Origin of the sequence: Natrinema hispanicum (assembly GCF_900111485.1) — an archaeon.
GTDB classification, from domain to species: Archaea; Halobacteriota; Halobacteria; order Halobacteriales; family Natrialbaceae; genus Natrinema; species Natrinema hispanicum_A.
Map to the genome: position 1 here is coordinate 57,012 of NZ_FOIC01000007.1, position 23,967 is coordinate 80,978.

Annotated in this window: 23 protein-coding genes; 18 read left to right on the plus strand and 5 right to left on the minus strand. The window is 62.9% G+C overall.

Going from position 1 to position 23,967, the window contains the following annotated elements:
- The first annotated feature begins 10 nt into the window (after window positions 1-10).
- The 5 genes from BSG09_RS08780 (at window position 11) to BSG09_RS08800 (ending at window position 5,499) form a co-directional block, all read left to right on the plus strand.
- On the plus strand, window positions 11-1,429 hold the full coding sequence (locus tag BSG09_RS08780) for a sulfatase-like hydrolase/transferase (RefSeq protein ID WP_092932217.1): 1,419 nt from the start codon (window positions 11-13) through the stop codon (window positions 1,427-1,429).
- Window positions 1,430-1,475: 46 nt separating this feature from the next.
- Window positions 1,476-2,429, plus strand: coding sequence for an alkaline phosphatase family protein (locus tag BSG09_RS08785; RefSeq protein WP_092932219.1), 954 nt, complete (start codon window positions 1,476-1,478; stop codon window positions 2,427-2,429).
- Window positions 2,430-2,496: 67 nt separating this feature from the next.
- On the plus strand, window positions 2,497-3,408 hold the full coding sequence (locus tag BSG09_RS08790; RefSeq protein ID WP_175542178.1) for a glycosyltransferase family 2 protein: 912 nt from the start codon (window positions 2,497-2,499) through the stop codon (window positions 3,406-3,408).
- Complete coding sequence (locus BSG09_RS08795; RefSeq protein ID WP_092932223.1) at window positions 3,405-4,538, plus strand: sulfatase-like hydrolase/transferase; 1,134 nt, start codon at window positions 3,405-3,407, stop codon at window positions 4,536-4,538. The genes BSG09_RS08790 and BSG09_RS08795 overlap by 4 nt, the downstream gene beginning before the upstream one ends.
- 37 nt (window positions 4,539-4,575) lie before the next feature.
- A complete protein-coding gene (locus BSG09_RS08800; protein WP_092932225.1) occupies window positions 4,576-5,499 on the plus strand; it encodes an alkaline phosphatase family protein in 924 nt (307 codons plus the stop codon).
- Between the two features lie 26 nt (window positions 5,500-5,525).
- Here BSG09_RS08800 and BSG09_RS08805 read toward each other — a convergent pair whose 3' ends face one another.
- The gene (locus BSG09_RS08805) at window positions 5,526-6,476 is read right to left on the minus strand and encodes an alkaline phosphatase family protein (protein WP_092932227.1); all 951 of its coding nucleotides are present in this window, start codon (window positions 6,474-6,476) and stop codon (window positions 5,526-5,528) included.
- Between the two features lie 307 nt (window positions 6,477-6,783).
- On the opposite strand from BSG09_RS08805, the gene BSG09_RS08810 reads away from it, so the two are divergent.
- Window positions 6,784-8,235: an oligosaccharide flippase family protein gene (locus BSG09_RS08810; RefSeq protein WP_092932229.1), complete on the plus strand. Its 1,452-nt coding sequence runs from the start codon at window positions 6,784-6,786 to the stop codon at window positions 8,233-8,235.
- A gap of 45 nt (window positions 8,236-8,280) precedes the next feature.
- On the opposite strand, the gene twy1 is transcribed toward BSG09_RS08810, so the two are convergent.
- Both twy1 and BSG09_RS08820 read right to left on the minus strand, forming a co-directional pair.
- Complete coding sequence (gene twy1, locus BSG09_RS08815) at window positions 8,281-9,288, minus strand: 4-demethylwyosine synthase TYW1 (protein WP_092932231.1); 1,008 nt, start codon at window positions 9,286-9,288, stop codon at window positions 8,281-8,283.
- 69 nt (window positions 9,289-9,357) lie between these two features.
- Window positions 9,358-9,690 (minus strand): hypothetical protein, encoded by a 333-nt coding sequence (locus tag BSG09_RS08820; RefSeq protein WP_092932233.1) that lies wholly within the window; start codon window positions 9,688-9,690, stop codon window positions 9,358-9,360.
- 217 nt (window positions 9,691-9,907) lie between these two features.
- On the opposite strand from BSG09_RS08820, the gene BSG09_RS08825 reads away from it, so the two are divergent.
- The 12 genes from BSG09_RS08825 (at window position 9,908) to phoU (BSG09_RS08880) (ending at window position 22,787) form a co-directional block, all read left to right on the plus strand.
- Window positions 9,908-11,005 carry a PstS family phosphate ABC transporter substrate-binding protein gene (locus BSG09_RS08825; RefSeq protein WP_092932235.1) on the plus strand — a complete coding sequence of 366 codons (1,098 nt, stop codon included), beginning with the start codon at window positions 9,908-9,910 and terminating at the stop codon, window positions 11,003-11,005.
- Between the two features lie 30 nt (window positions 11,006-11,035).
- Window positions 11,036-12,112 (plus strand): phosphate ABC transporter permease subunit PstC, encoded by a 1,077-nt coding sequence (gene pstC, locus BSG09_RS08830; RefSeq protein WP_092932237.1) that lies wholly within the window; start codon window positions 11,036-11,038, stop codon window positions 12,110-12,112.
- Entirely contained in the window at window positions 12,109-13,662 is a 1,554-nt protein-coding gene (gene pstA / locus BSG09_RS08835; protein ID WP_092932239.1) for a phosphate ABC transporter permease PstA, read from the plus strand. The genes pstC (BSG09_RS08830) and pstA (BSG09_RS08835) overlap by 4 nt, the downstream gene beginning before the upstream one ends.
- Window positions 13,659-14,591 carry a phosphate ABC transporter ATP-binding protein PstB gene (gene pstB, locus BSG09_RS08840; RefSeq protein WP_092932241.1) on the plus strand — a complete coding sequence of 311 codons (933 nt, stop codon included), beginning with the start codon at window positions 13,659-13,661 and terminating at the stop codon, window positions 14,589-14,591. The genes pstA (BSG09_RS08835) and pstB (BSG09_RS08840) overlap by 4 nt, the downstream gene beginning before the upstream one ends.
- A complete protein-coding gene (gene phoU, locus BSG09_RS08845; protein WP_092932243.1) occupies window positions 14,591-15,310 on the plus strand; it encodes a phosphate signaling complex protein PhoU in 720 nt (239 codons plus the stop codon). Before pstB (BSG09_RS08840) ends, phoU (BSG09_RS08845) begins: the two co-directional genes overlap by 1 nt.
- A gap of 104 nt (window positions 15,311-15,414) precedes the next feature.
- On the plus strand, window positions 15,415-16,440 hold the full coding sequence (locus BSG09_RS08850) for a PstS family phosphate ABC transporter substrate-binding protein (RefSeq protein WP_092932423.1): 1,026 nt from the start codon (window positions 15,415-15,417) through the stop codon (window positions 16,438-16,440).
- 359 nt (window positions 16,441-16,799) lie between these two features.
- Window positions 16,800-17,765, plus strand: a complete 966-nt coding sequence (locus BSG09_RS08855; protein WP_092932245.1) for a phosphate ABC transporter substrate-binding protein PstS family protein — start codon at window positions 16,800-16,802, stop codon at window positions 17,763-17,765.
- Window positions 17,766-17,813: 48 nt separating this feature from the next.
- Entirely contained in the window at window positions 17,814-18,761 is a 948-nt protein-coding gene (gene pstC, locus BSG09_RS08860; RefSeq protein ID WP_092932247.1) for a phosphate ABC transporter permease subunit PstC, read from the plus strand.
- 34 nt (window positions 18,762-18,795) lie between these two features.
- Entirely contained in the window at window positions 18,796-20,409 is a 1,614-nt protein-coding gene (pstA, locus tag BSG09_RS08865) for a phosphate ABC transporter permease PstA (RefSeq protein ID WP_092932249.1), read from the plus strand.
- 3 nt (window positions 20,410-20,412) lie between these two features.
- On the plus strand, window positions 20,413-21,303 hold the full coding sequence (gene pstB / locus BSG09_RS08870) for a phosphate ABC transporter ATP-binding protein PstB (protein WP_092932251.1): 891 nt from the start codon (window positions 20,413-20,415) through the stop codon (window positions 21,301-21,303).
- A 165-nt stretch (window positions 21,304-21,468) separates the two neighbouring features.
- Window positions 21,469-21,960: a metal-dependent hydrolase gene (locus BSG09_RS08875; RefSeq protein WP_092932253.1), complete on the plus strand. Its 492-nt coding sequence runs from the start codon at window positions 21,469-21,471 to the stop codon at window positions 21,958-21,960.
- A gap of 155 nt (window positions 21,961-22,115) precedes the next feature.
- Window positions 22,116-22,787 (plus strand): phosphate signaling complex protein PhoU, encoded by a 672-nt coding sequence (gene phoU, locus BSG09_RS08880; protein WP_092932255.1) that lies wholly within the window; start codon window positions 22,116-22,118, stop codon window positions 22,785-22,787.
- An 85-nt stretch (window positions 22,788-22,872) separates the two neighbouring features.
- Here phoU (BSG09_RS08880) and BSG09_RS08885 read toward each other — a convergent pair whose 3' ends face one another.
- Window positions 22,873-23,397, minus strand: coding sequence for a cupredoxin domain-containing protein (locus BSG09_RS08885; RefSeq protein ID WP_092932257.1), 525 nt, complete (start codon window positions 23,395-23,397; stop codon window positions 22,873-22,875).
- A 153-nt stretch (window positions 23,398-23,550) separates the two neighbouring features.
- Complete coding sequence (locus BSG09_RS08890) at window positions 23,551-23,967, minus strand: hypothetical protein (RefSeq protein ID WP_092932259.1); 417 nt, start codon at window positions 23,965-23,967, stop codon at window positions 23,551-23,553.

Below are 23,967 nucleotides of genomic sequence, written 5' to 3' on the forward strand. Positions count from 1 at the left end.
ATACGAATTCATGACGAACGTTGCACTCATCGTCCTCGATACGCTGCGATACGACGCCTTCGAGGAGCACTTCGACTGGCTGCCCGGCCGGCGATTCGAGTACGCCTGGAGTACCAGCCACTGGACGGTCCCCGCCCACGCATCACTGTTTACGGGACGGTACGCCAGCGAGGCCGGCATCTACGCCGGCGCACAGACGTTCGACTGCCCTGAACCGCTGCTCGCCGAACGGCTGCAGGATGCCGGCTACACGACCCGGGCATTTAGCGCGAATCCCAACATCTCGCCGGTGTTCGACGCCGATCGTGGCTTCGAGCAGTTCGAGAAGAGCTGGCGACTCAAACACCACGGTGAGGACCTCTTCGACTGGGACGGGTTCATCGCACAGACACGCGACAGCGGCCCCGAGCGGTACGCGCTCGCGCTCAAAGAAGTGGTTCTCGGGGACAACCGAACGCTCCCGTCGCTGAAACACGGCGCAAAATTGAAACTGCGCGACACTCGCTTCGGTCGCCATACAGCGGTCGTCGACGACGGTGCGAGCACGGCGCTCGAGCTCGCCCGCGAGACGGCGTTCGGCGACGACGAGTTCCTGTTCATGAACCTGATGGAGGCTCACTCGCCGTACGACCCGCCTTCAGAGTGGAAGACCGTCGACGTCGACATCGAGGGGCTTGCCGCCTCGCTGGGCGAGCCGAAAGACGACCCCGCGGATATCGAACGGGCCTACGACGACAGCGTCCGCTACCTCTCGCATATGTACGAGCGGCTCTTCGCGGCCCTGCGCGACTCCTTCGACCTGATCATTACAGTCAGCGACCACGGCGAACTCCTCGGCGAACACGGCGGCTGGGAACACCTCTCGGGAATCTATCCCGAACTCGCCCGGGTCCCGCTGTCAGTCTACGACGCACGCGATGGCCCCGTCGAGGGGATCACAACCGATAGCCGGTCGGTGACCCTCATGGACGTCTACGAGACGGTTCTCGCCGGGGCCGGCATCGAGTCCAACCTCGCCACTCGAGGCCGCGATCTCACTGCGCTCTCGGAACGCGACGCCGAGACTGCTGTCGAGCGCGACGATGCCGATGCTGCGGCCCACGGCGAGCGCGCACCCGGCAAGTTCCGCGAGGGAGAAACCCTCGTCGAGTATCACGGCCTCCCCGACCGACACATAGACGCCATGCGCCGGAAAGGGTTCGAGGACATCGCGTACCGAACTCGGTGGCTCGAGGGAGTCGCGCTCGGCGGGTACTTCGGCTACGAAACGTTCGACGGATTCGCGGAGTGGGGTGACACGCCTTACGAGGACCCGCAGGCGCGACTGCGCGCCCTCGTCGACGCGCTCGAGCGCCGCGAGGACGTCGAAGAAGACGGCGAACTCGACGAATCGGTGATGCAACAACTCGAGGATCTGGGATACGCATGATTGGGCGTCGAATCCACACGTCGCACTCGAGAGAGGTGCGTAGCTGATGGGGATCAGCCGATTCATCCGAAACGTGCCCGACCGCGGCGTTCGCCGGTCGCTTGAGGTCGTCTACGAGTGGGTAGGTCGGCATATGTGGATGGGTGAGTTCGCCGATCGGACCGTCTTCGAGCGCGAGTGGGACGTCCTCGTCCTGCTGGACGCCTGCCGGGTCGACCTGATGGCTGAGGTTGCCACCGAGTACGACTGGCTCCCCTCGCCGACCGACGTCGAGACAGGGGCAATCGACTCGGTCGCGGGGTCGTCGAAAGAATGGATGCGCCGGACGTTCACGCCGGCGCATGCGGCGACCCTCGAGCAGACGGCGTACGTGACGGGGAATCCGTTCTCCGCGGCGGTCCTCGGTGATGAGCATTCACTCGGACTGCTCGACGAGGTGTGGCGGTACGCCTGGGACGACGACGCCGGCACGATCCGGCCCGAACCGATCACCGACCGCGCGATCCGCGTCTGTCGGTCCGGGGAGTTCGACCGCGTCATCGTCCACTACATGCAGCCCCACGTCCCGTTTCTCGAGCGACCGGACCTTCACGCAGGTTATCGCCCGGCACACTGGGGGTCGCCAGGTTCGGTCGTGGATCCGGACGAGGCTGGACTCGACGCCTGGGGACGGGTGCGACGCGGCGAGTTGGACAGAGACGAGGTATGGGCGGCCTACGCCGACAACCTGCGAATCGGACTGGCGTCGATGGCGACACTTCGGCGCAACGTCGACGGCACGCTAATCGTGAGTTCCGACCACGGCAACGCGATGGGCGAACTCGGCATCTGGGGCCACCCCGACAAGCCCGTCTCGAGCGTCCGGCGGGTGCCGTGGATCGAACTCGAGGCCCGTGACGAAACGACCAGACAGCCGGCGCTCGAGGCGGAGTCGGACCGCGATCGCGAGGTCAGCGTCGACGTTCAGGACCGCCTGACGTCGCTTGGATACACGGAGTGAGACTCATGACGAGACAACTCGGCCGACAGACGAGAGACGATGCGACCGCAACGGGGGAGGACTCGTCGTGAGCTCCCCCAGCACTGCCCTCGGTCTCAAAGTGTTCAACCGCACCGAGAAACTCGAGCGGCTCCTCGAGTCGGTCCCTGCGAACGCCTACGAGACGGTCTACATCGCCGACGATGGGCGGACCGAAGAGCGCGACCACCTCTACGAGCGATCGTGGCCGTTCGATCTCGAGTTGATCGACCTGCCATACGATGCGGGGCTCGGCGTCGGCCGCAACGCGATCGTCGATGCCCTCTCCGAGGAGTACTTGACGGTCGTCGATAGTGACCACGAGGTGCCGACGAACGTCGATATCCTCGCGCGCCAGCTCGAGGCCCGCCCCGAGTTCGGCGGGATCAGTGGCCTGTTGCTCGAGCACGGACGGATTCAGGGATTGTGTCACGATCTGTTCGAGGACGGCGATGTGCTCATCCGTGATACGGGTGCGAAGACGGCAGCACAGGTAGCGGGCTACCCGCTCGTCGAGTTCGACTTCGTGCCGAACGTCGTGACGTTTCGACGGGACTGTCTCGAGGAACAGTCCTGGGACGAAACCTACGTCATCGGCCGCGAACACCTCGACTTCTTCGTCGCCCACTGGCAGACAACCGACTGGCGATTCGGGACCTGCCCCGCCGTGCTCTTCCCACACCACCCCGGCGGCGGCAGCGAGTACGACGCGAACCGGCGAGACCGTGCCAAACTGCTGGCGAGCAAGGCGTACTTCCGCGAGAAGTGGGGCTACGATCAGGTCGTCGCCCGCGAGTTCTGGCTCGGAACGCAGTCCGTCGACAAGCCACTCGCAATCCTCGATAGCGACCTCCCGCTTCCAACGTGGCTCGAGGCAAAAGTGATGGACGCACGAGACGCCCGGCTGCGCATCGAGGCTATGGCACCGACCCACGTGCTGCGACAGGTGATCCAGCGATGACGTCCGACGCGGACACGACCCCAGCAGAAACGACGCTGCTCGTCACCGTCGACTCGCTGCGTGCCGATCGGTTCGACGAGATGGAACGGACGCAAGAATTTCTCGAGCGGACGCACCCGCGAGCGTTTTCGACGTCAACGGCGACCTTCGGGAGTTTTCCCGCTATTATCGGCGGTGAGTACGCGGCTGGTGGCGGCCTCGGGGACGGGACGAGTGTCGCTCGCGCGTTCGACCGCCACTGCGTCGGCGTGACGACGAATCACCTTCTGTCGGCCGAATACGGCTACGACGACGGCTTCGACTCGTTTAGCTCCCCAAAAGGTGGCGGTGAGACGCTCAAAGAGAAGGGGGCAGTGGTGCTGGACCGAGGGACCCTTGCCTATCGGATCGCAAGCTGGAGCTGGAACCGGTATCAGGCGCTTCGGAGTCGCGTGACCGACCTCGAGAAGTCGTTTCGACCGGCAGACGACGTGATCGAGCAGTTCCTCACGGAATGCGAGGGACACGATTCGTGGTTCGGCTGGCTCCATTTCATGGAGCCACACCATCCGTACGATCCGGACACCACAGGCGTCAGTCGGGCCAAAGCCCAGCGAGTGACACGCCGCGTCCTCTCGGGGCGCGGCTCGACGGCAGACGAAGACCTCGTTCGCGATCTGTACCGCCGGGAGATCGTCGAACTCGACCGGAAACTCGCGCGGCTCTGGGAGGCGATTCCCGACGAGACGCGCGTCGTCTTCTGTGCCGACCACGGCGAACTTCTGGGTGAAGACGGCCTGTGGGGCCATCCCGGCGAGATGCGGCCGGAACTGTTACGCGTCCCCTTCGGGACGCGGAACGCGCCCGACCTCGGCGATGTCGTCTCGCTCGTTGACGTCCCGACGGTCTTCACTGGGCGTGAACACGGCGTCGGCACGCTCGAGCGCGAGGTCGCCTTCGCTGCCTACGGCGAGCAAAAGGCGGCGATGAACGCCGAGCACCTCGCGACGAACGATGGAACCGTTCGACTCACAGACGGCGACCCGGCGACCGATCCTGCGCTCGAACGACAGCTCGAGCGGTTCGATCCCGAGTACGTGGTCAAAGAGGACGCGCTGCAGGAGGACCTGGAGGACCTAGGATATGCATGATCGGTGAGCAACGACCGACTGACGGAGGGATCGACAGATGACGGTGATCATCCTAGCACTGGACGCCCTCGATGCCGGACTGGTCGACTACTTCGATCTCGATTCGTTTCGGCTCGCCTCGAGTGGCGACCTCGGGACGTTCGCGCACACACAGGATCTGCCGTACACGCCGGAGGTGTGGGCGACGGTCGCGACCGGTCTGCATCCCGAGGAGCACGGCATCACTGGCGGCGGGACGAGCGAGTGGGATAATCCCGTCCTCGAGGGGCTCTCGCGCATTTCCGGTCGACTCGACGAGTCGACGCGCGGCACGCTCGGAAAAGTCGTCCGCTCGCGGACGGGCGAACGCGAACGGATCGGCCGCACGGATGCCGAGTCGATCTTCGATGCTGAGGGCGCAGTCGTCCACAACTGGCCGGGCGTCGCTGACGGCCGGCCACTGCAGCGGGCGTGGGACCTGATGAACGCCGTCGCTGAAGGGATGTCTCGGAGCGAGTTCGAGCGCGAACTGTTCGGCCAGTGTGCCCAGCAGTTTGCCTGGGCGCGCGAGATGCTCCGCCATCCCGTCTCGATCGCTGGCGTCCACGTCCACGCCCTCGACGCTGCCGGCCACGCCTACGCCGACGACGAGGACGCGCTCCGACACGCCTACGCCCGCGTCGGCGAGTTCGTCGAGGAGATGGTCGACGCACTCGAGGACGGCGACGACCTGCTGCTCCTTAGCGACCACGGCATGCGCACTGCATTCTACCCGCCTGATGCTGGCAAGAATCCCGCGACGCACTCTTGGCGGGCGTACGCGAGTGCAACGACCGACACCCGTCCCGAATCAGTGTTCGACGTCAGAGACTGGGTCGACACACACGTCAGCGACACGCGTGTCGAACGTGAGAACGACGAGGGCGGAGAGACCATCGACGTCCCCGAAGATCATCTGCGCGAACTCGGTTACCTCGATTGAAAGGCGATGGGACAGGTACCGATCGGTTACTCGAGGTAGCCCAGATCCCGAAGCTGTTCTTCCGTCGTGTCCATCACTGCCGGCTGTCGCTCGGCTCGCCTGTCGTCGCTGTCGGCAGCGTGTTCGTCGACCCAGTCGCGAACGTCGAACACGCTTTCTGGCAGATCAGCGGCGAGCGTTGTCGATGCGAGCGCCCGCCAGCTGTGAAAGCCGGGTTTGGAATCGCCGTCGATCCACTCAACTTGCATGCCGTGATCCGACAGCACCAGCAGTTCGTCGACGTGCTCGCGGACGGACCCGAGCAGGCGATCGACCCGTTCGTACACCTCCCGCAGGCGGTCCGGGTGTGTCGCGAAGGCGTGGCCGGCGGCATCGAGGGCGTGCATGTGGACCCCGGCAACGGCCACGTCCGTCTGTCCCATCCCCTGCAACCAGCCGGCCTCGAGGCCGGCATTCCCGTACAGCCGCCGCCAGAGTTCGTCGTCAGAGATGTCATCGCGCGAGGCGAGGTTGAGCCAGTGCCAGGTTTCGCTCAAGTGTTTTCCAGGGGTGACGCCGGGCCACCAGCGGACGACGCGATTGTCAGGCTCAAAGAGGTGCGAGTGGTCGGTCTGTCGGAGCGTCATCCCGACGCCGTCGGTTCCGCTGCCGTCTTCGGCCGCACCGCCGTCTCCGCGCAGCCACGTGCCGATCTTAACACGCGCGTCCTTTGGCAAGAGATAGGGAGCCACCGCACTCGCGTACTCGAGGACCGGATTGCGCCACTGCTGTTGCTCGCCGGTCGAGGCGAGGCCGTGGCTCGGCGGCTCGACGCCCGTCGCAACCGATGTCCAGACCTCGAGCGTATTCGGGTTCTCGCCGGAATGGGCGAACGTCTCGAGTTTCCCGTGGGTCTCGAGCAACATGTTCTCACACCCCCACTCGCGGGCGAGGTCGTAGTCGGCGGCGTCAAGGGCGATAATCCCCAGCATCGTCATGCAGAGACACACCACGACTGGCCTCTTCAACATCCGGGCAGCGTCTCTCTTGGTGTCGCTGACGGGGGTGGCCGAAGATTGAACCCTTGCTATCGATTCGACGATCGGAGCAGGCGGTACACTGATACGCCCGGATAATGAGTGTGACCGCACGCAACTACGCTGGTGCTAGCCTAATGCTGCGTCCCCTCCCGTGTCGTTTCCGTCGATCGAACGTGATCGCTCGAGCGGTGGCTGGCGTGGTCAGCTCCATATACCACGGGAATCGAGCTAGAATCGCCGCTCTGTCGCCGTTGGCTCGAAACGAATGACGGACGCGACGTCGGTCAGCCTCGGCGGCGAGACAGTGAAGGCGACGGCCGCGAAGTTCACGATGGCTGCGATCGGCTTCGCTGGCACCATCGTCTTCGCGCGGGTGCTCGGGCCGGCCGGGTTCGGCGGGTTCTATCTGCTCTTCTCGCTGGTCAAACTCGGCGATCGCGCGGTCAACGGCTGGGGAACGGCGATCATGAAGCGATTCTCGGAGGCCGGTGCCCCCGAACGTGAGCTGATCGGCGGCCAACTAGTGTTTACGCTTGGCTGGCTGGGGCTTATGGGCGTGGTCAGCCTCCTCGCGTCGCAGTGGCTCGTGTCCTATACGGGACTCGCTGCGGCACCGGTGTTGTTCGTCGTCCTGATGAGTGCTGTCACGCTCTACGAGCCGACCGACCGCGTCGTCCAGGCGCGGGGCCTCGTCGGTGCCTCGATGTGGATCGATACCTTCCGGTCGCTGTTGACGTTCCCGCTCCAGCTTGCACTCGTCCTCCTCGGACTTGGTGCCGCCGGCATGGCCTACGGGCTGGCTGCGGCGACGTTCCTCTCATTGCCCGTTCTCTGGTACTTTGTGCGGACGAAACCGACGATTCCCTCCCGTGATACCATCACGAGCCTCTGGTCGTACGCGAAATACAGCATTCCGAACTCGTTTCTGGGACAGACCTACGACCGGTTCGACATTCTCCTCCTCGGCTATCTCCTCGCGCCGGCAGCGGCCGGCCAGTACGAAGTCGCGCTGAAGCTCACCGTCCCGGCAACGTTCGTGATGATGGCCGCCCAGAGTGTGCTGATGGCCCGTGTCAGTCGACTCCACAGTCAGGGCGAAGACGTCAGCGACGACGTCTCGAACACGCTCGCGTTCGCGAGTATCGTCGCGATTCCGATGTTTTTCGGCGCTGTCGCGATGCCCGAACTGCTCGTGGTGACCGCGTTCGGGTCCGAGTACGCCGACGCCGCCGCGCTGCTGGTTGGGCTCGCGCTGTTCCAGATCGTGAGCACACAAAGCGGCCCACTCACGAGTGCGATCGGCGGGATCGACCGGCCGGACGTGAACACGTGGATTTCGTCGACGACGCTTGCGCTGAACATCGTCCTTGGCGTCGCACTGACACTTGCATACGGGGCGATCGGGGTCGTGATCGCGACAGTCGTCGCCGAGACGCTGCGGTATCTCCTCTCCGCATACGTCGTCAGCCGGGAACTGCCGGCTGTCGAATTAGTCCCCCGGACGCTGCTCGAGCAGGTCGCCGCCGCGGTGTTGATGTTCGTGCTGGTCCGACCGCTCATCGACATCGTCGCCGTCGACCGGTGGTATCACCTGCTCGCCGTCGTCGCGTTCGGCGCGGCGGTGTACTCGGTGGCACTGTTCGCCATCAGTCGTAAACTCCGTGTGACGATCGAGGGCGTCGTTCGAGAGTCGCGACTCGAGATATCGAGTAACTGATCTGCGTTGGCTCGCGTTTCGCCGCGGGTCCGGGACGCTGGTGGGTTAGTCGCCGGTCACGGGGTCCCGATTCCAGAACTCGCTTCCCTTCTTCAGTTTTGGCACCCACGTATCGCTCGTCTTCGAGAGCAACGCGACGCGGGAGGCCGGGACGCCCATGACCTCGTCAAACTCGGGCATGTGGTCGGCCACCGATTCCGCGAAGTCCATGACCGCCTCGTGGTCAGGCATCGACGAGCGGTCGAGTCGACCGCGCGAGTGACCGATGTGCATGTAGGCTTTCAGCTCGATGAAATCGGGGTCGGCCTGCTGGTAGAAGCCAGCATACCAGTCGGGATGATGCATGTTCTCGCCGTCGACCAGCGTCGTCCGGAGGACGGTGCGGGTCTCGTCTTTGTCGGCGAGGACGGCCATCGTCTCGAGCAGCTTTGCCCAGGCGTCGTCCTCCATCGCGCCGACGACCTGATCGAAGGTGTGACGCTCGGGGGCGTCGACGCTGACGTACAGCTGGGTGGGATCGCATTCACGGAGCACCTCGGGACGGGTGCCATTGGAAACGAGGAACGTGGTGATGTCCCGGTCGTGGAAGGCCTCGATGAGTTCTGGCAGGTAGGGATAGAGCGTCGGCTCGCCGTCGAGACTGATGGCAACGTGGCGCGGTTCCATCGCCTGGTCGAAGACCTCGCGAGGGACCTCTTCGTTGCCGCCAAAGCCCGAGAGCAGTTTCTTCTGGAGTTTGATCGAGGCGTCGACGACCGCCTCGGGGTCGTCCCACTCGACGTCATCGAGTTCGTATGCGTGGCCGTTGTGATCGCGCCAGCAGAAGACACAGCGCTCGTTACATCGGACGACCGGCGTCATCTGGATGCAGCGGTGGGATTCGATCCCATAGAAGATGTTCTTGTAACACTTCCCCTCGCCGCGGAGGGCGTTTGCCGTCCAGCCGCAGGTCTGAGCAGCCGTGTGGTTCTCGCTGTGGTAGTCCGGACTCGAGACCTGTGCCGGCCCGCCATCCTCGTCGGCGTCGGCCCCGGAAGGTGCGGAATCGCTCATGTTAGCGGCCGTTGGACCGGGGTGGGCAAAAGGCGTGTGGTGTGTACGGCGACTCGAGCCGGCAGCCGGTCACTCGTCGCGGTTCCCGTCGCTCGAGGAGTCGCCAGGGCCGTCAGGCAACGAGAACGGATCAGCGGAGTCGTCGTTGTGTGTCACGTCGTCGCGTTCGAACAGGTACAGCGCCGGTCCCCCGACGACCATCACGAGCAGGCCAGGAATCGGCACGGCAAGCGGTGCGAGATAGAGCCCAAGCGCACTCCCCCAGGCGATGGCCACGATTCCTGCCCAGACCGTTGGTCTCGAGACACCGACTCGAGTTGCGTCCCGATAGACGACAGCGGCAGCGCCGAGCACGACCGCGATCCCAAAGAGTGCGACTGCGCCCACCTGCAGGAAACTCATACGCCGAGTTATACTGCTAGCTGTAAGTCAGTGTCGCGATTCGTCGATCCGACCCGGGCACGTGTAGCGATACCGTCACGCGGAGCCGAGCGCTTCGTGGTCGCCACCCGTCGCGTCGGTTGCCGCCGGCGTAGAGCTATATAGAGCTATGTCGCCACTGATCGGTATATATGGTTCATAGCATCGTATTTTTATAGCCCATCGGATTTCTCAGGTGATGGCAGACAACCAGTTCGAGCGCTCTGTGGATTCGGTATCGCGGCGGAAGTTCATCGCAGCGACCGGCGCACTCGGAACGATGGCAGCCGCCGGCTGTCTGGGCAATGCAAGCAGCGACGGGAGCACCGGCCCACTGACGGCCGACGGTTCCTCCACCGTGTACCCAATCACGTCCGACGCGGCGTCCTACTGGAACTCCAACCACCCCGCCGATGACGGCGAATACTGGGGATCCAACTCCGAAGGCACAGCGCCCGGCTATGACCAGATCGACAACTCCGACAACAAGAACCTCGCCGACTACTGGGCAGGCCTCTACGGCTTCGAGCCAAAGGACGGCGCTGCGCCGCCGTTCTCGGTCAACGTCGGTCTCAGCCACTCCGGGACCGGCATCGAGAAGGTCGCCAACGGGCAGGTCGACATCGGTGACGCCAGCTCGAGCGTCGCTGACGAGCTCCCCGACGCCAGCCAGGAAGAACTCGACAAGTACACCGACCACGTCGTCGCACGCGACGGCCAGCCTGTCGTCGTGAGCAGGGAAGTCTGGGACGCTGGCGTCGAGAAGCTGACCGGCGAGCAGGTTCGTGGGATCTACACCGGCGAGATCACGAACTGGTCCGAGATCCCCAGCTACAGCGGGCCGGACAAAGAGATTCAAGCTGTCGGCCGCGCAGTCGGCTCTGGTACCGACACGGCCTTCCGCGCCAACATGCTCGGCGACCCCGAGGCCGAGATGAACGTCGACGTCCGCAAGGGCCAGAACCAGCAGGTTCAGACGACGGTTGCCGACTCCGACAACGCCATCGCGTACATGGCGCTTGCGTTCGTCGACATGGACCGCGTCCCTGCGATCTCGCTCGAACTCGACGGGACGACCTACACGCTCGGCGAGAACCTCGGCTCGAAGGACTACCCGCTCTCCCGTGAGCTCCACTGCTACACCTACGAGGGCACCAGCGAGAAGGAAGCGGCGTTCATCAACATGCTGCTGAGCGAGTTCGGCCAGCAGCACTTCGTCAAGCCGAACAATTACTTCATGCTCCCTCCCGAGGAGCGCGACGAGCAGCGCTCGAAGCTGCCTGAGCAGTCGAACTAACGCGCGTCGCCGTTCAACCACCGTTATTCTATGTCAACGACAGAATTACACCAACAAGTACGAGAGCGGTTCGGGGTCGAGACGATCGACGACCGCGTCGTGGCGCTGGGAGCAGCGGGAGCGCTGTGTCTCCTCGTGTCGGCGATCACGTTCCTGATCGGATCGCCGTTTACAGCGCTGCCCTTCGCGGGCTTCCTGTTCACGGTCGCGTACGGGCTCTACGAGTACCAGGCGGCCACGGCCAAGGCGCTGAGCTTTCTGGCGACGATCGGGACCGGGACGATCCTCGCGCTGATCACCTTCTACCTGCTCGTCGAGGCGCTGCCTGCGATTCGACTCATGGGCGCAGAGATGTTCACGTCCACTTCCGAGCCGATGTGGCGCACGCGCGGTGAGGAAATGTACTCGCTCGTGCCGATGATGTGGGGCACACTCGTGACGACGGTTCTGGCGATGCTGATCGCCGGCCCGCTCGGCGTCGCGGGCGCACTGTTCATCAGTGAGATCGCGCCCGACGCGGTCCGCGAGGTCGTCAAACCCGCCGTCGAGACGCTCGCGGGCATCCCTTCGATCGTCTACGGCTTCATCGGCTTCACCATCCTGAACGACTACATGATGGAGAGTCTAGAACTGCCGACGTCTGGCAGCCTCGTGATCGTGGGGCTGGTCGTCGGGCTGATGTCGCTGCCGACGGTCGTCTCCGTCGCCGAGGACGCCATCGCGAGCGTTCCCGAATCGATGAAAAGCGGCTCCCTCGCGCTTGGAACGACCGACTGGCAGACGATCAAAAGCATCACCATCCCCGCCTCGTTCTCGGGAGTGTCGGCTGCCGTGCTACTCGGCGTCGGACGCGCCATCGGCGAGACGATGGCGGCGACGGTGATTCTGGGCCACGCCCAGCGGCTGCCCGATCCGCTATACGACGTCTTCGGTAACACGGAGACGCTGACCAGCCTCATCGCGAGCCAGTACGGTGTCGCCAGTGGAACGCACATGAGCGCGCTGTTCGCCGCGGGCGTCGTGCTGTTCGTCAGTGTCACCGTGCTGTCGATCGGCTCGCAGTATATTGAACGACGAATGAAACATCAGCTACAGGGTGAATCATGAGTGGAGAGACTTCTTCCCGGACGGCCGCGCCGGGAGTCGACATGTTCGACCGCGTCGCGCTGGGTATCGTCGGGACCGCTATCGTCACGTTCCTGCTCGGCTGGACGACGCTGTTCGATCGCACGAGCCCAGACACCGCAGTCGCGGGCCTCTCCCTGTTCGCGCTGTTCGGCGTCGCGTTCCTGCTCGCGGGTGCCGGTCTGATCGCCGCCGGGATCGCGTCGAACGTCGGCCTCTTCAAAACGACCGCCGATCAGTACACCGGACTCGGAACCGGCGTCGCGTTCGGCGTCGTTGGCTTCGCGACCGGCGGCCTCGTGACGACGATCCTATTCGGCGTCGGCGCGACCGGCAGCGCCCTCGCGGGGCTGGTCGTCGCGCTCATCGTGACGCTGGGCATCGCAGTACTCCCGGAAGACATCGGAACGACGCTCCCGGTCGGCCTCCTCGCGCTGGTCTGGGGCGTCTTGCTCGCCGCCGGATTCGTCGATGTCGGCTGGGTCTGGGATCCGCCGTCGCTGGCAGCCACGTTCCACGCGCCGATCGTCGTGCCGCTTGTGACGATCGCACTCAGCCTACTGGTCGCCTGGAGCGGTGCGATCGTCGCCGAGGGCTTTGGCAGTCAGGGCCGCCAGAACGGCGCGTACCTGATGATCGGACTGAACGCCTTCGGCATGATCGCCGTGCTCCTGTTGCTGATCCTCTTTGTCGTCCGCAAGGGGCTGCCGACGCTCCTTGAGGGCGCACAGTTCGGTCCAGGGCTGAGCATCTCCGTTCCCTTCCTCACGAAGGGCGTCATGCTCGGCCAACAGTACAACGGCATCTTCCCGGCCATCGTCGGCACGGTCTGGCTCGTGGTCGGCGCGGTGGTGCTTGCGATCCCGATGGGGATCGGTGCTGCCGTCTTCCTCACCGAGTACGCCGAACAGGGCCGGTTTACCGCGGTCATCGAGACCGCGACCAACGCGCTGTGGAGTACACCCAGTATCGTCTACGGCCTGTTCGGCTACGCGTTCCTCGTGCCGCGGTTTGGCAACAGGAACTCGCTGCTGGCAGGGATGATGGTTCTGGGCTTCATGCTGCTGCCCCTGGTCGTCATCACCAGTCGGGAGGCGATCAAGAGCGTCCCCGACGAGTACCGTGACGCCAGTGCCGCGCTTGGCGTCAACCAGTGGCAGACGATTCGAAGCGTTGTGCTGCCGGCCGCGATGCCAGGCGTCGTGACGGGCGTGATCCTCGGCGTCGGCCGGATCGCAGGCGAGACGGCACCGATCCTGCTGGTCACCAGCGGGGCACCGTTCCCGGCGCGCGCGCCGAGTATTCTCGGCTCGTTCCGGTTCACTGCGACGCCGCCGTTCGTCCAGAACGAGGCGCTGCTACAGGCCTCGAGTGCGCTTCCCTACCAGCTGTACGCCGTCATCACCGCCGGTGTCGGCCAGGAGGAGGCGTTCGGATGGGGGACCGCTCTCGTACTGCTGCTGGTGGTGCTTGGCTTCTACGCCATCGGCATCGCCTCGCGGATCTACTTCAGGAGGAAGCTACACCAATGAGCGACCAAACAGTAACACGAACGAACGACGAACAGCAATCGAACAGCCTCACGGACCAGCAACCCACTAGCCACACGGTCGACGCCGAGACCGACGAGCAACTCGTCGACTCGTGGACCGATTATGAGTTCGAGGGCGAGGCCGCGATCACGGTCGAGGACCTCGACGTCTACTACGGGGACGACCACGCCATCGACAGCATCTCGATGGAGATCCCCGAACAGAGCGTGACGGCCCTGATCGGGCCGTCGGGCTGTGGGAAGTCGACGTACCTCCGGTGTCTCAACCGGATGAACGACCGTATCGACAGCGCCCGGGTCGATGGGACCGTCGAGATCGACGGCGAGAACATCTACGAAGGCGACACCGACCTGGTGGAACTCCGGAAGAAGGTCGGGATGGTGTTCCAGAGCCCGAACCCGTTCCCGAAGTCGATCCGCGAGAACGTCTCCTACGGACCGCGCAAGCACGGCGACGTGAACGTCGGCCTGCTGGGTAAGCTCCTCGGCGGTGACGACAGTGAAGCCGAACGGCGGCTCGTCGAGCGTTCGCTCAAGCAAGCCGCGCTGTGGGACGAAGTATCCGATCGCCTTGAGGACAACGCGCTCGGCCTCTCGGGCGGCCAGCAACAGCGGCTGTGCATCGCGCGCTGTCTCGCCGTCGACCCCGACGTGATCCTGATGGACGAGCCCGCGAGCGCGCTCGACCCCGTCGCGACCGCCAAGATCGAGGACCTCATTGAACAACTCGCCGAGGAGTACACCGTCGTCGTCGTCACGCACAATATGCAGCAGGCTGCGCGGATCAGCGACCAGACCGCCGTCTTCCTCACGGGCGGCCAGCTCGTCGAGTACGACGACACTGACAAGATCTTCGAGAACCCCGAAAGCGACCGGGTCGAGGACTACGTCACCGGCAAGTTCGGGTGATGACGCGCGAGGACTATCAGGACCGCCTCGAGCGCCTTCGCGAGACGGTCATCGCGCTGGGCGATCTCGTCCGCGAACAGCTCGCAGATGGATTCAGCGCGCTGTTCACCGGCGATCGTGCGCTCGCGCGCGAAGTAATCGCGGGCGATCAGACCGTCAATCGCCGCTCGCTCGAGATCGAGGGCGAATGTCTCGACCTGCTGGCGCTGTACCAGCCGGTTGCCAGTGACCTCCGGAGCGTCATCGCGACGTTCAAGATCGTCACCGATCTCGAGCGGGTCGGCGATCTCGCGACCAACGTAGCGGAGTATACGCTGGCGTCGACCAGGTCCGCACCGACGCTTCCCGACGTCGATTTCGAGCGGATCGCCGCGCTCGCACTCGAGTTAGTCGAGGACGCGATCGAGGCGTTCGTCACGGACGACGTCGACGCCTGTTTTGCGGTCGCCGACCGTGACGACGAACTCGACGCCCGCTGTGGGGCCGTGACAGAGCGCATCGTCCGGACGCTCATTGATCTCCGCGCCGACGGTGATGCAGTCACCAGTGCGCAAGCGTTTCCGAACGAATCGGACGAGTGGCCGCTCGAAAACGTCCTTTCGGACGTCTCTCGGACGCTCGTGATCGTCCGCGACGTAGAGCGGATCGGCGACCATGCAGTAAACGTGGCCGCACGGACGCTTTATGCACTCGAGAACAGCGAGGAGCTGCTCGCCTAAGCGATCGGAGCCGACGACGCGGCGAACGGATCTATTGGATACTATTGATTGATATACAGCCCTCATAGCATCGTATTTTTGTAGTCTTCGGCGTCGTTCACATGATGAGACGCGACCAGTTCGGACGGTCTTTCGAGGGGGTGTCGCGGCGGAACTTCTTAACAGCGATCAGCGGGGCAACGGCGGCTGCGTTCGCCGGCTGTCTCGGGAGCGAGACCAGCAGTGACGACGAACCCGCTGGCAATGGCCAGGACACAACCGAGAACAGCGACGGTCTCTCGGGTACCGTCACGGTCACTGGCTCGAGTACGGTGTATCCGATTTCCGAGGAGATGAAAGCCCGATTCATGGAGAAACATCCGGATGTCACCGTCACGGTCGATTCAACCGGCAGCGGCGGCGGGTTCGAGAACCATTTCTGTCCCGGTGATTCGGATATCAACGCAGCGTCGCGCCCGATCAAAGATGGGGAGAAAACCCACTGTGGAGAAAACGACGTGACGCCGGCTGAGATGCAGATCGCGGGCGACGCGCTCACGATGGCCGTCAGTACCGAGAACACGTGGGCCGAGTGTCTCTCCTTTGACCAGCTCGCCCAGATCTGGAGCGAGGACGGCGCGGAAACGTGGGCTGACCTGAACGCCGACTGGCCCGACGAACCGTTCGAACGCTACGGCCCCGATACGACATCGGGGACCTACGACTGGTTCTCCCAAAACGTCGTCAGTCGCGTCGGTTCCCACCGATCCGACTACGTCAGCACCGAGGACGACGAGACCATCGTGCAGGGGCTCGAGAGTAGTCCGTACGCGATCGGCTACTTCGGATATTCCTACTACGCACAGAACAAAGACCGTATCACGGCGCTCGCGATCAAAACAAACGAGGGCGACGCGTGTGGCGACCCAAGCCTGCAGGCAGCCAAAACGGGCAGCTATCCGATGGCACGGCCGCTATTTATCTATCCGTCCAAGGAGGCACTCCAGCGCGAGGAAGTCGCCGCGTTCGTGCGCTTTTACCTCGAGAACTCGACGGCCGACTGGGTCGCAGAGGAGGTCAAGTACGTTCCCTCGAGCGACGAGCAGGCCGAGACGAACCTGCAGGCGCTCGCGGAAATCGTCGGGGAGTAACGGGACTGCGGTCAGCTTCGACCGAACAGGGACGAGCTGAATCGAGCGGCGTCTTTGCTGTGGGTTTCGAAGCGATGGTGTCGCCATATCGGAACGGTTTTTGAGAGTGGAACTGACAGCTCGTCTGGCAGGTTGCCCACTATAGTTTTGCGAAATCTATAGTCTCACCTATCTATAGTCGGCTATGTAATATGTGGTGAACGTGCACATACTACCTAGCGCCCTCAGTTGCGTGTTAAACCGTCCAGTGTCGCGGAATTGGTCTTCGATGAGTGAGTTGTTCGGAGCTATGGCGATCTATATAGCAATACATAGCTAACATAGCATCGTATTTCTATATACAGTCGAACGTTCACCTGATGACCGATACCCAGATGGATCGTTCGGGTCGCTCGTTTTCTCGACGAAAGTTCCTGGCCGCGACGGGCGCAGTGGGTGCCGCCGCGATCGCTGGCTGTACCGAAAACACGGGTAATGGTGGGAACGAGCGTGTCGTCGTCACGGGAAGTAGTACGGTGTTCCCGGTCTCCGACAGGCTCGCTGAAGAGTTCATGGAGCAAAATGACGGTATAAGCGTCACCACCGACTCGACTGGAACCGGTGGCGGCTTCAACAACAATTTCTGTCCAGGCGACTCCGATATCAACGGTGCTTCGCGACCGATCAAGGATGCTGAGGTCCAAGACTGCAGCGACAGCGGCGTCGATCCCATCGAGTTCCAGGTTGGGAAAGACGCGGTCACGATGGCCGTCCACAACGATTCGCCGATCGACTGTGTGACCTACGACGAACTTGCTCAGATCTGGAGCGAGGGCGGCGCAGAAACGTGGTCCGACGTCAACTCCGACTGGCCCGATGAGGAGATCGTACGTTTCGGCCCGCCATCCACGTCTGGAACCTTCGACTGGTTCAATACCAACGTCATCGGCGACGCCGGGAGCCACGTCACGCAGTACGAGAAGACCGAAAACGACAACGAGCTCGTGCAGGGCATCTCGTCGACTCAAAACGCGATCGGCTACTTCGGCTACGCGTACTATCGGGAAAATCAGGACGCACTCAAAGCACTCGAGATCCGCGAGACCGAGGACGACGAGTGTACCGCACCGAGCATCGACGCGGCCCAGTCAGGCGCGTATCCGATGGCGCGACCGCTGTACATCTACGTTAACAAGGAAGCGCTCCAGCAGGATGCGGTCTACGACTTCGTCGAGTTCTACATCAACCAGTCTTCGACCGACGTCATCTCCGATGTCGGCTACGTCCCCGTAAGCGAAGAGCAGGCTCAGTCGAACCTCGACAAACTCGAGAGCGAAGCGAACTGACGCCGCGAATCGAACGATTCACCATGGTAAGTCAATTACGCCCCACAAATGAGTGAACGATCGATAGATGTCGACTTGACACGCTCATCGTCAGGTCGAGTCGTCAAAGAGCGCATCTACAAGTGGCTGCTGTTCGCTTGTGCCGCGCTGACCGTGTTCGTTACAGCGGCGATCATCTACACGCTGGCTACCGACGCGATTGCGTTCTTCATGACAGAAGACGCCAGTGTCACTGGGTTCTTTACCGGAACGGAGTGGATTGCCCGCTCCGACGGCGGGACCTTCGGCGTCTGGCCGCTTGTGACTGCGACGCTGACTATCACCTTCGTCTCGGCGCTCGTCGCGGTGCCAACCGGCGTCGCAGCCGCCGTCTACCTCAGTGAGTACGCCAGCGACCGGATGCGATCGATCCTGAAACCGTCGCTCGAGATTCTCGCCGGGATTCCGACGGTCGTCTACGGCTATCTGGCGCTCGTCTACCTGACGCCTGCGCTCCAGTGGATCGGCATCCCCGTCAGCACGTTCAATCTGCTGTCCGCGTCGGTCATGGTCGGGATCATGATCATCCCGATGGTCTCGTCGCTGTCGGAAGACGCGATGAGCTCTGTGCCAGACTCGCTCCGGCAGGCGGGCTACGGGATGGGGGCGACGAAATACGAAGTGTCGACCGGGGTCGTGATTCCAGCAGCTATTTCCGGAATCTTCTCGTCGTTTATCCTCGCACTCTCGCGGGCGATCGGTGAGACGATGATCGTCGTCATGGCCGCCGGCTTGCGACCGCGAATGTTCAACTTCACGAATCCACTTGACAACCTGCTCAGTTCGGGACAGCCGATGACCGCGGGTATGGTTAGCGCCGTCACCAGTGACGCGACCGGCGGCTCGGCAACGTATTTGAGTATGTTCGCACTCGGACTGACGCTGTTCGTCATCACGTTCGTGATGAACCTCGCAAGCGATTACGTCGCATCACGCTATCAGGAGGAGTACCAATGAGTGACACCGACGAAACGATGGAGGTGGATAGATAATGGCGACCGACCAGCAGACCGGAACATGGTACGGAACGGGCGAGGCAGTCAGCCGCGTCCGTGGCCAGGCGTTCAAGACGCTCTGTCTCAGTGCGACCCTTCTGGCCCTCCTGTCCGTGTTCGTGCTCCTCCTGTACGTCGCGAACGACGCTTTCCAGCCCCTTTCGGCGGACACGGGGTGGCTCCTCGTAACCATTGGAACGGTCGTTGTCCCCTCCCTTGCGGCGGTCGGCTACTACTATACGCGCGATACGAGAGCGGGCGAGACGGCAACCATCGCGCTTGGCTTGCCGATCGTCTCGCTGCTGCTCACTGGCGGGGTGTTCATCACGTTCGAACACGTCGTCAGCGTCTATCAGTGGCTCTCGATCCTCGTCTCGCTTGCCGTCGCCGGCGGGATCGTGTACGCCCATAGCCGCGTTCGGACGGAGGCCGACCTCGAGCGACTCGTTGTCGTCGTGGCTGTGCCAGCGCTCGCACTCTGGTTCATTCCGAAGCTCATCCTCTCGCTGCCGATGTTGCCGACACAGTCGATTGCGCTGCTGGGATCGTTCGTCGTGCCAGTCGCAGTCGTCGTCGGCCTGTTCGTCCGCAGACAGCGCGAAAACGACCGTGACGGTGTGATCGCTGCGGTACTGACACTCGTCGGGGCGGCAGCAGGATTCGGCGTTGCACCCGTCGTCGGCATCACCCCGTTCGTCTGGATGCTGCTGGTTACGGTCACTGCCGTCCCTGTCAGTCTCTACGTCGAGAGCGTCATCCGCCGTGGGGCCGGCGTGTCCGGGCTTGCGTTCCCGCTGATCGTTGTCGGAGGGATCGTCGCCAGCGCCGTCCTCACGGACACGCTCGGATTCGCCGGCCCGACGCCGTGGCTCGACTGGGGCTTCCTAACAAACGTCCCCTCGCGGACGCCCGAAGACGCTGGCTTCTATCCGCCGCTGGTCGGCTCGGTGATGATGTTACTCATCATCATCATCTCCGCGTTCCCGGTCGGCGTCGGAGCTGCACTCTATCTCGAGGAGTACGCCCCGCAACGAGGTCGCTGGGGCCGTCTTGTCGACCTGATCGAAGTCAACATCGGGAACCTTGCTGGTGTCCCGTCGGTCGTCTACGGGGTTCTCGGGCTCGCACTGTTCATCCGAGCGGGCGGGCTCGGTTCAGGAACTGCCCTCGTCGGCGGCTTCACCGTCGGACTGCTGATTCTCCCGATCGTCATTATCTCCTCACAAGAGGCGATCAGTGCCGTCCCTGACTCGATGCGCCAGGCATCATACGGTATGGGAGCGACCAAGTGGCAGACGACTCGCAACGTCGTCCTTCCAGAGGCACTGCCAGGGATCATGACCGGCAACATCCTCGCGATGGGACGGGCAATCGGTGAGACGGCACCGCTGCTCATCATTGGTGCACCAGCGGTCGTCCGAATCGCACCGAACTCGTTTACGAACAAGTTCAGCGCGATGCCACGCCAGATCTATACCTGGTCGGGCGAGATCGATGCCGCGTTCCGACACGGTGTGCTGGCAGCTGGCGTTGTCACGCTACTGGTCGTTCTCCTGCTCATGAACGGCGCTGCAATCCTGATTCGTAACAAGTATCAACGGCGAGAGTAACCTATGACACAAGATTCAATGACTAACCCGGACAGCCGTACTGATAGCCAATCGACCGATCTCGAGAGATCGAATCAAACGAGCGATCCGCTCGTCGATTCGTCGATCGACACCGGCCAGTCGGGCGGCTCCGGGGGAGAAACGCGGACAGTAATCGAATCCCGGGACCTCGACGTGTTCTACGACGAGACGCAGGCGCTCCAGAGCGTCGACATCGAGATTCCGGCCGAGAAGGTCACGGCGATCATCGGTCCGTCCGGGTGTGGCAAATCGACGTTCCTCCGGTGTATCAACCGGATGAACGACCTCGTCGACGCTGCACGAATCGAGGGCGCGTTGAACTTCGAAGGGAAAAACGTCTACGACGACGACGTCGATCCAGTCGTCCTTCGACGCAAGATCGGGATGGTCTTCCAGTCGCCAAACCCCTTCCCCAAGAGCATCTACGACAACGTCGCCTACGGCCTGAACGTCCAGGGAATCGAGGGCGATTACGATGCGATTGTCGAGAAGGCGCTCCGCCGCGCTGCGCTCTGGGACGAGGTCAAAGACCAACTCGACTCGAGCGGCCTGGACCTCTCCGGTGGGCAACAACAGCGCCTCTGTATCGCGCGTGCGATCGCACCCGATCCGGACGTGCTCCTGATGGACGAGCCGGCGTCGGCGCTGGACCCGGTCGCAACCTCGAAGATCGAAGATCTGATCGAAGAGCTGTCCGAGGAGTACACCGTCGTTATCGTTACGCACAACATGCAACAGGCCGCCCGGATCTCGGATAAGACGGCAGTCTTCCTGACCGGGGGCGAACTCGCCGAGTTCGACAATACCGACAAGATCTTCGAGAACCCCGAGAGCCAACGCGTCGAGGACTACATCACCGGTAAGTTCGGATAGGCACTCCCTCTCGCTGTTCGGCTCGCAGTTTCGTTCGACCCGTCGCGTGCAATTGCATGTGTGTTTTCACCCCGACCGTTGTCGTGTAAAGACAGTTACGACACGTGTTGTATGTGGATTGCTAACTATGCTGTTTATTGTCCGGTCTCACATGAATCGGACACGATGGTCGCCACTGGGGTTCACATCCTGGTCGGGCTGGCACTGGTCATGCTGATGGGGCGGTCCAGACGGCCCGAGCCGTACCTCATTGCCGCGCTCGCTGCGACCGTTCCCGACAGCGATACGTTCGTCTTTCAGCCACTGATCGAACTCGGATACGTCGCCGGTGCCCTCTGGAGTCATCGGGGGCTCACCCACTCGCTTCTCGGCGGCATTATCGTAATCGCTCTCCTCTCGTATTTCGGCCCCCGGTGGGCTGCTGCGATGGGGTTTGGCTCGCATCTCGTTCTCGATGCCTTCTCCGGCGGCATTCAACTGTTCGCACCCGTCGACCAGACGCTGTATGGTCTGTCGGTCGGTTGGTTGCTGCTGAACTCGCTCACATCAGCCGTTGCGGTTCCCATGATTCTCGGCGGGTTGCTCGCACTGAAACACGATGTCAAGTATCGGCTGCCCCAAGCACCATCGAAACCGGTTCGCGAGTGGTTCCGGTAGTCGGTCACCCGCAATCGATCGCAGGCTCGCTCGAGTATGCACCGAGAATGGACGATCGAGCCGGGTGTCGTGACGGCGTGTCTCACGCCGCCGTCGTTGTCGACAAAATTGGGACTGCACATAGCCTTTATCAGGAACGGACACCGTGAAACGGTATGGCCAGACAATCGTATCAGGACAAGCTCACGGAACTCCGTGAGGACGTGCTCTACATGAGCGAGGTCGTCATGGAACGGCTTCGCATGGGCCTGGATGCCTTAGAACAGAAAGACGAAGATCTCGCCCGCGAAGTGATCGAAGGCGACGGCGAGATCAACCGCATGTACCTCGATCTCGAGCAGGACTGTATCGACCTGCTCGCGCTTCAGCAGCCGGTGGCGAGCGATCTGCGGTTTATTGCCGCCTCGTTCAAGATCATTACCGACTTAGAACGGATTGGCGATCTCGCGACCAACCTCGGCGAGTACACGCTCGATGCCGAGCGCGATCTGTTCCCCGATGTCGACGTCCAGGAGATGGGCGAACTGACCCTCGACATGCTCGAGGACGCGATGCTCGCCTACGACGACGAGAACACCGACGCCTGTCGCGAACTGGCAGCCCGCGACGACGAACTCGACCACTTCGCCGAACGAGCCAGCGAGATCGTCGTCCGCGACCTCATCGAGCGCGAACTCGAGTCGCCCGACGAGGTCGAACAGCTCCTCCAGGACGTGTCACGGCTTCTCTTGACGATTCGTGACCTCGAGCGCGTCGGCGATCACACGGTCAATATCGCCGCACGGACGCTGTATATGGTCGAAAACGACGACGAACTTATCTACTGATCTACCGATCGCGTTTCGCGTGCGATCGGGCGTTCACGGACTGTTGGTGAGCAGTTCGAAACAGGTGCTCGGCGCAGTTCAAGCGCTAGCTGCTTTCGTTGCCGGTTTCGTTTCCAGTTTCGTTACCGGTTTCGTTACCGCCACCACCACCGCCGCCACCGCCGCCACCACCGCCACCCATCTGAATTTCACCCTCCATCTGCGGGTGCGGTTGGCAGTTGTACGTCGCCATATCGCTGCTTGCCGTGAAGTCGATATACTGGCCTTCGCCAGGATCTGAGACGGGATCTCCAGTAGTCAGATCGTCGATCACTTCGCCGTCGGCATTGCGGACCTCCATGTTGTGGTTGGCACCATCACCTTCCGACCAGCCGATGGTGTAGTCTTCGCCTTCCTGCAGCATGAGTGCCGGATTCTGTTCGCCCTCGATCGCGGACGGTGCGAGACCCTCCCAGTGGGTCGTCTGGCCGCTGAAGTCGATCGTCGTCCCGGGTTCGATTTCGACGCCACCGCCACCATCACCGTTTCCGTTCCCATTCCCGTTGCCACCATCGCCGCCACAGCCTGCGACAAACGCTGTCGACGCAGCAACACCTGTCAACTGAAGCATTCGTCGTCGGGATAACCGATCGTCTCGTGCCATCACGCTGACTTTGCGCTCAACGGGAATAGCCGAATACCCGTCTCCTGCGTGGAAGTCAAATACGGGCGGGTGTATGACAGTTTTGTATCATACTTTCACAACCTGGGTTCCTGCCCCGCGTCACTGCGTCGGTTGCTGGCGGGCACGGCGAGCCGGAACGCAGGTCAACAACTGTGCCGTATCGACGATGTTTCGCGTTTCGAGCAACAGCTCTGCCGCCTCACGAACGGAAAATTCGGCCTCGAGGGCGACGCCGTGACAGCGCGTGTAACACTCGAGCCAGCGGTTCATCGCGGTCTCGAGGGCGTCGAATTCGGCGTCCGAGAACGGAACGAGCCGGCCGCCGGTCCGGGCCTCGATGTAGAGCCAGATGGCCTGCCCCGCACCCGCCCGGAGGTAGCCGACGGCATCGTCAGGACTCGTCGGACGAGCCGGACTCGGATCGCCATCCGACCCAGTCTCGGCTGCGTCGAACGCCGCTCGCTCGCGTTCGGCGCGGCGTGCAAGCGCTGCGATCCGCGGCCCATACCGGCTCAT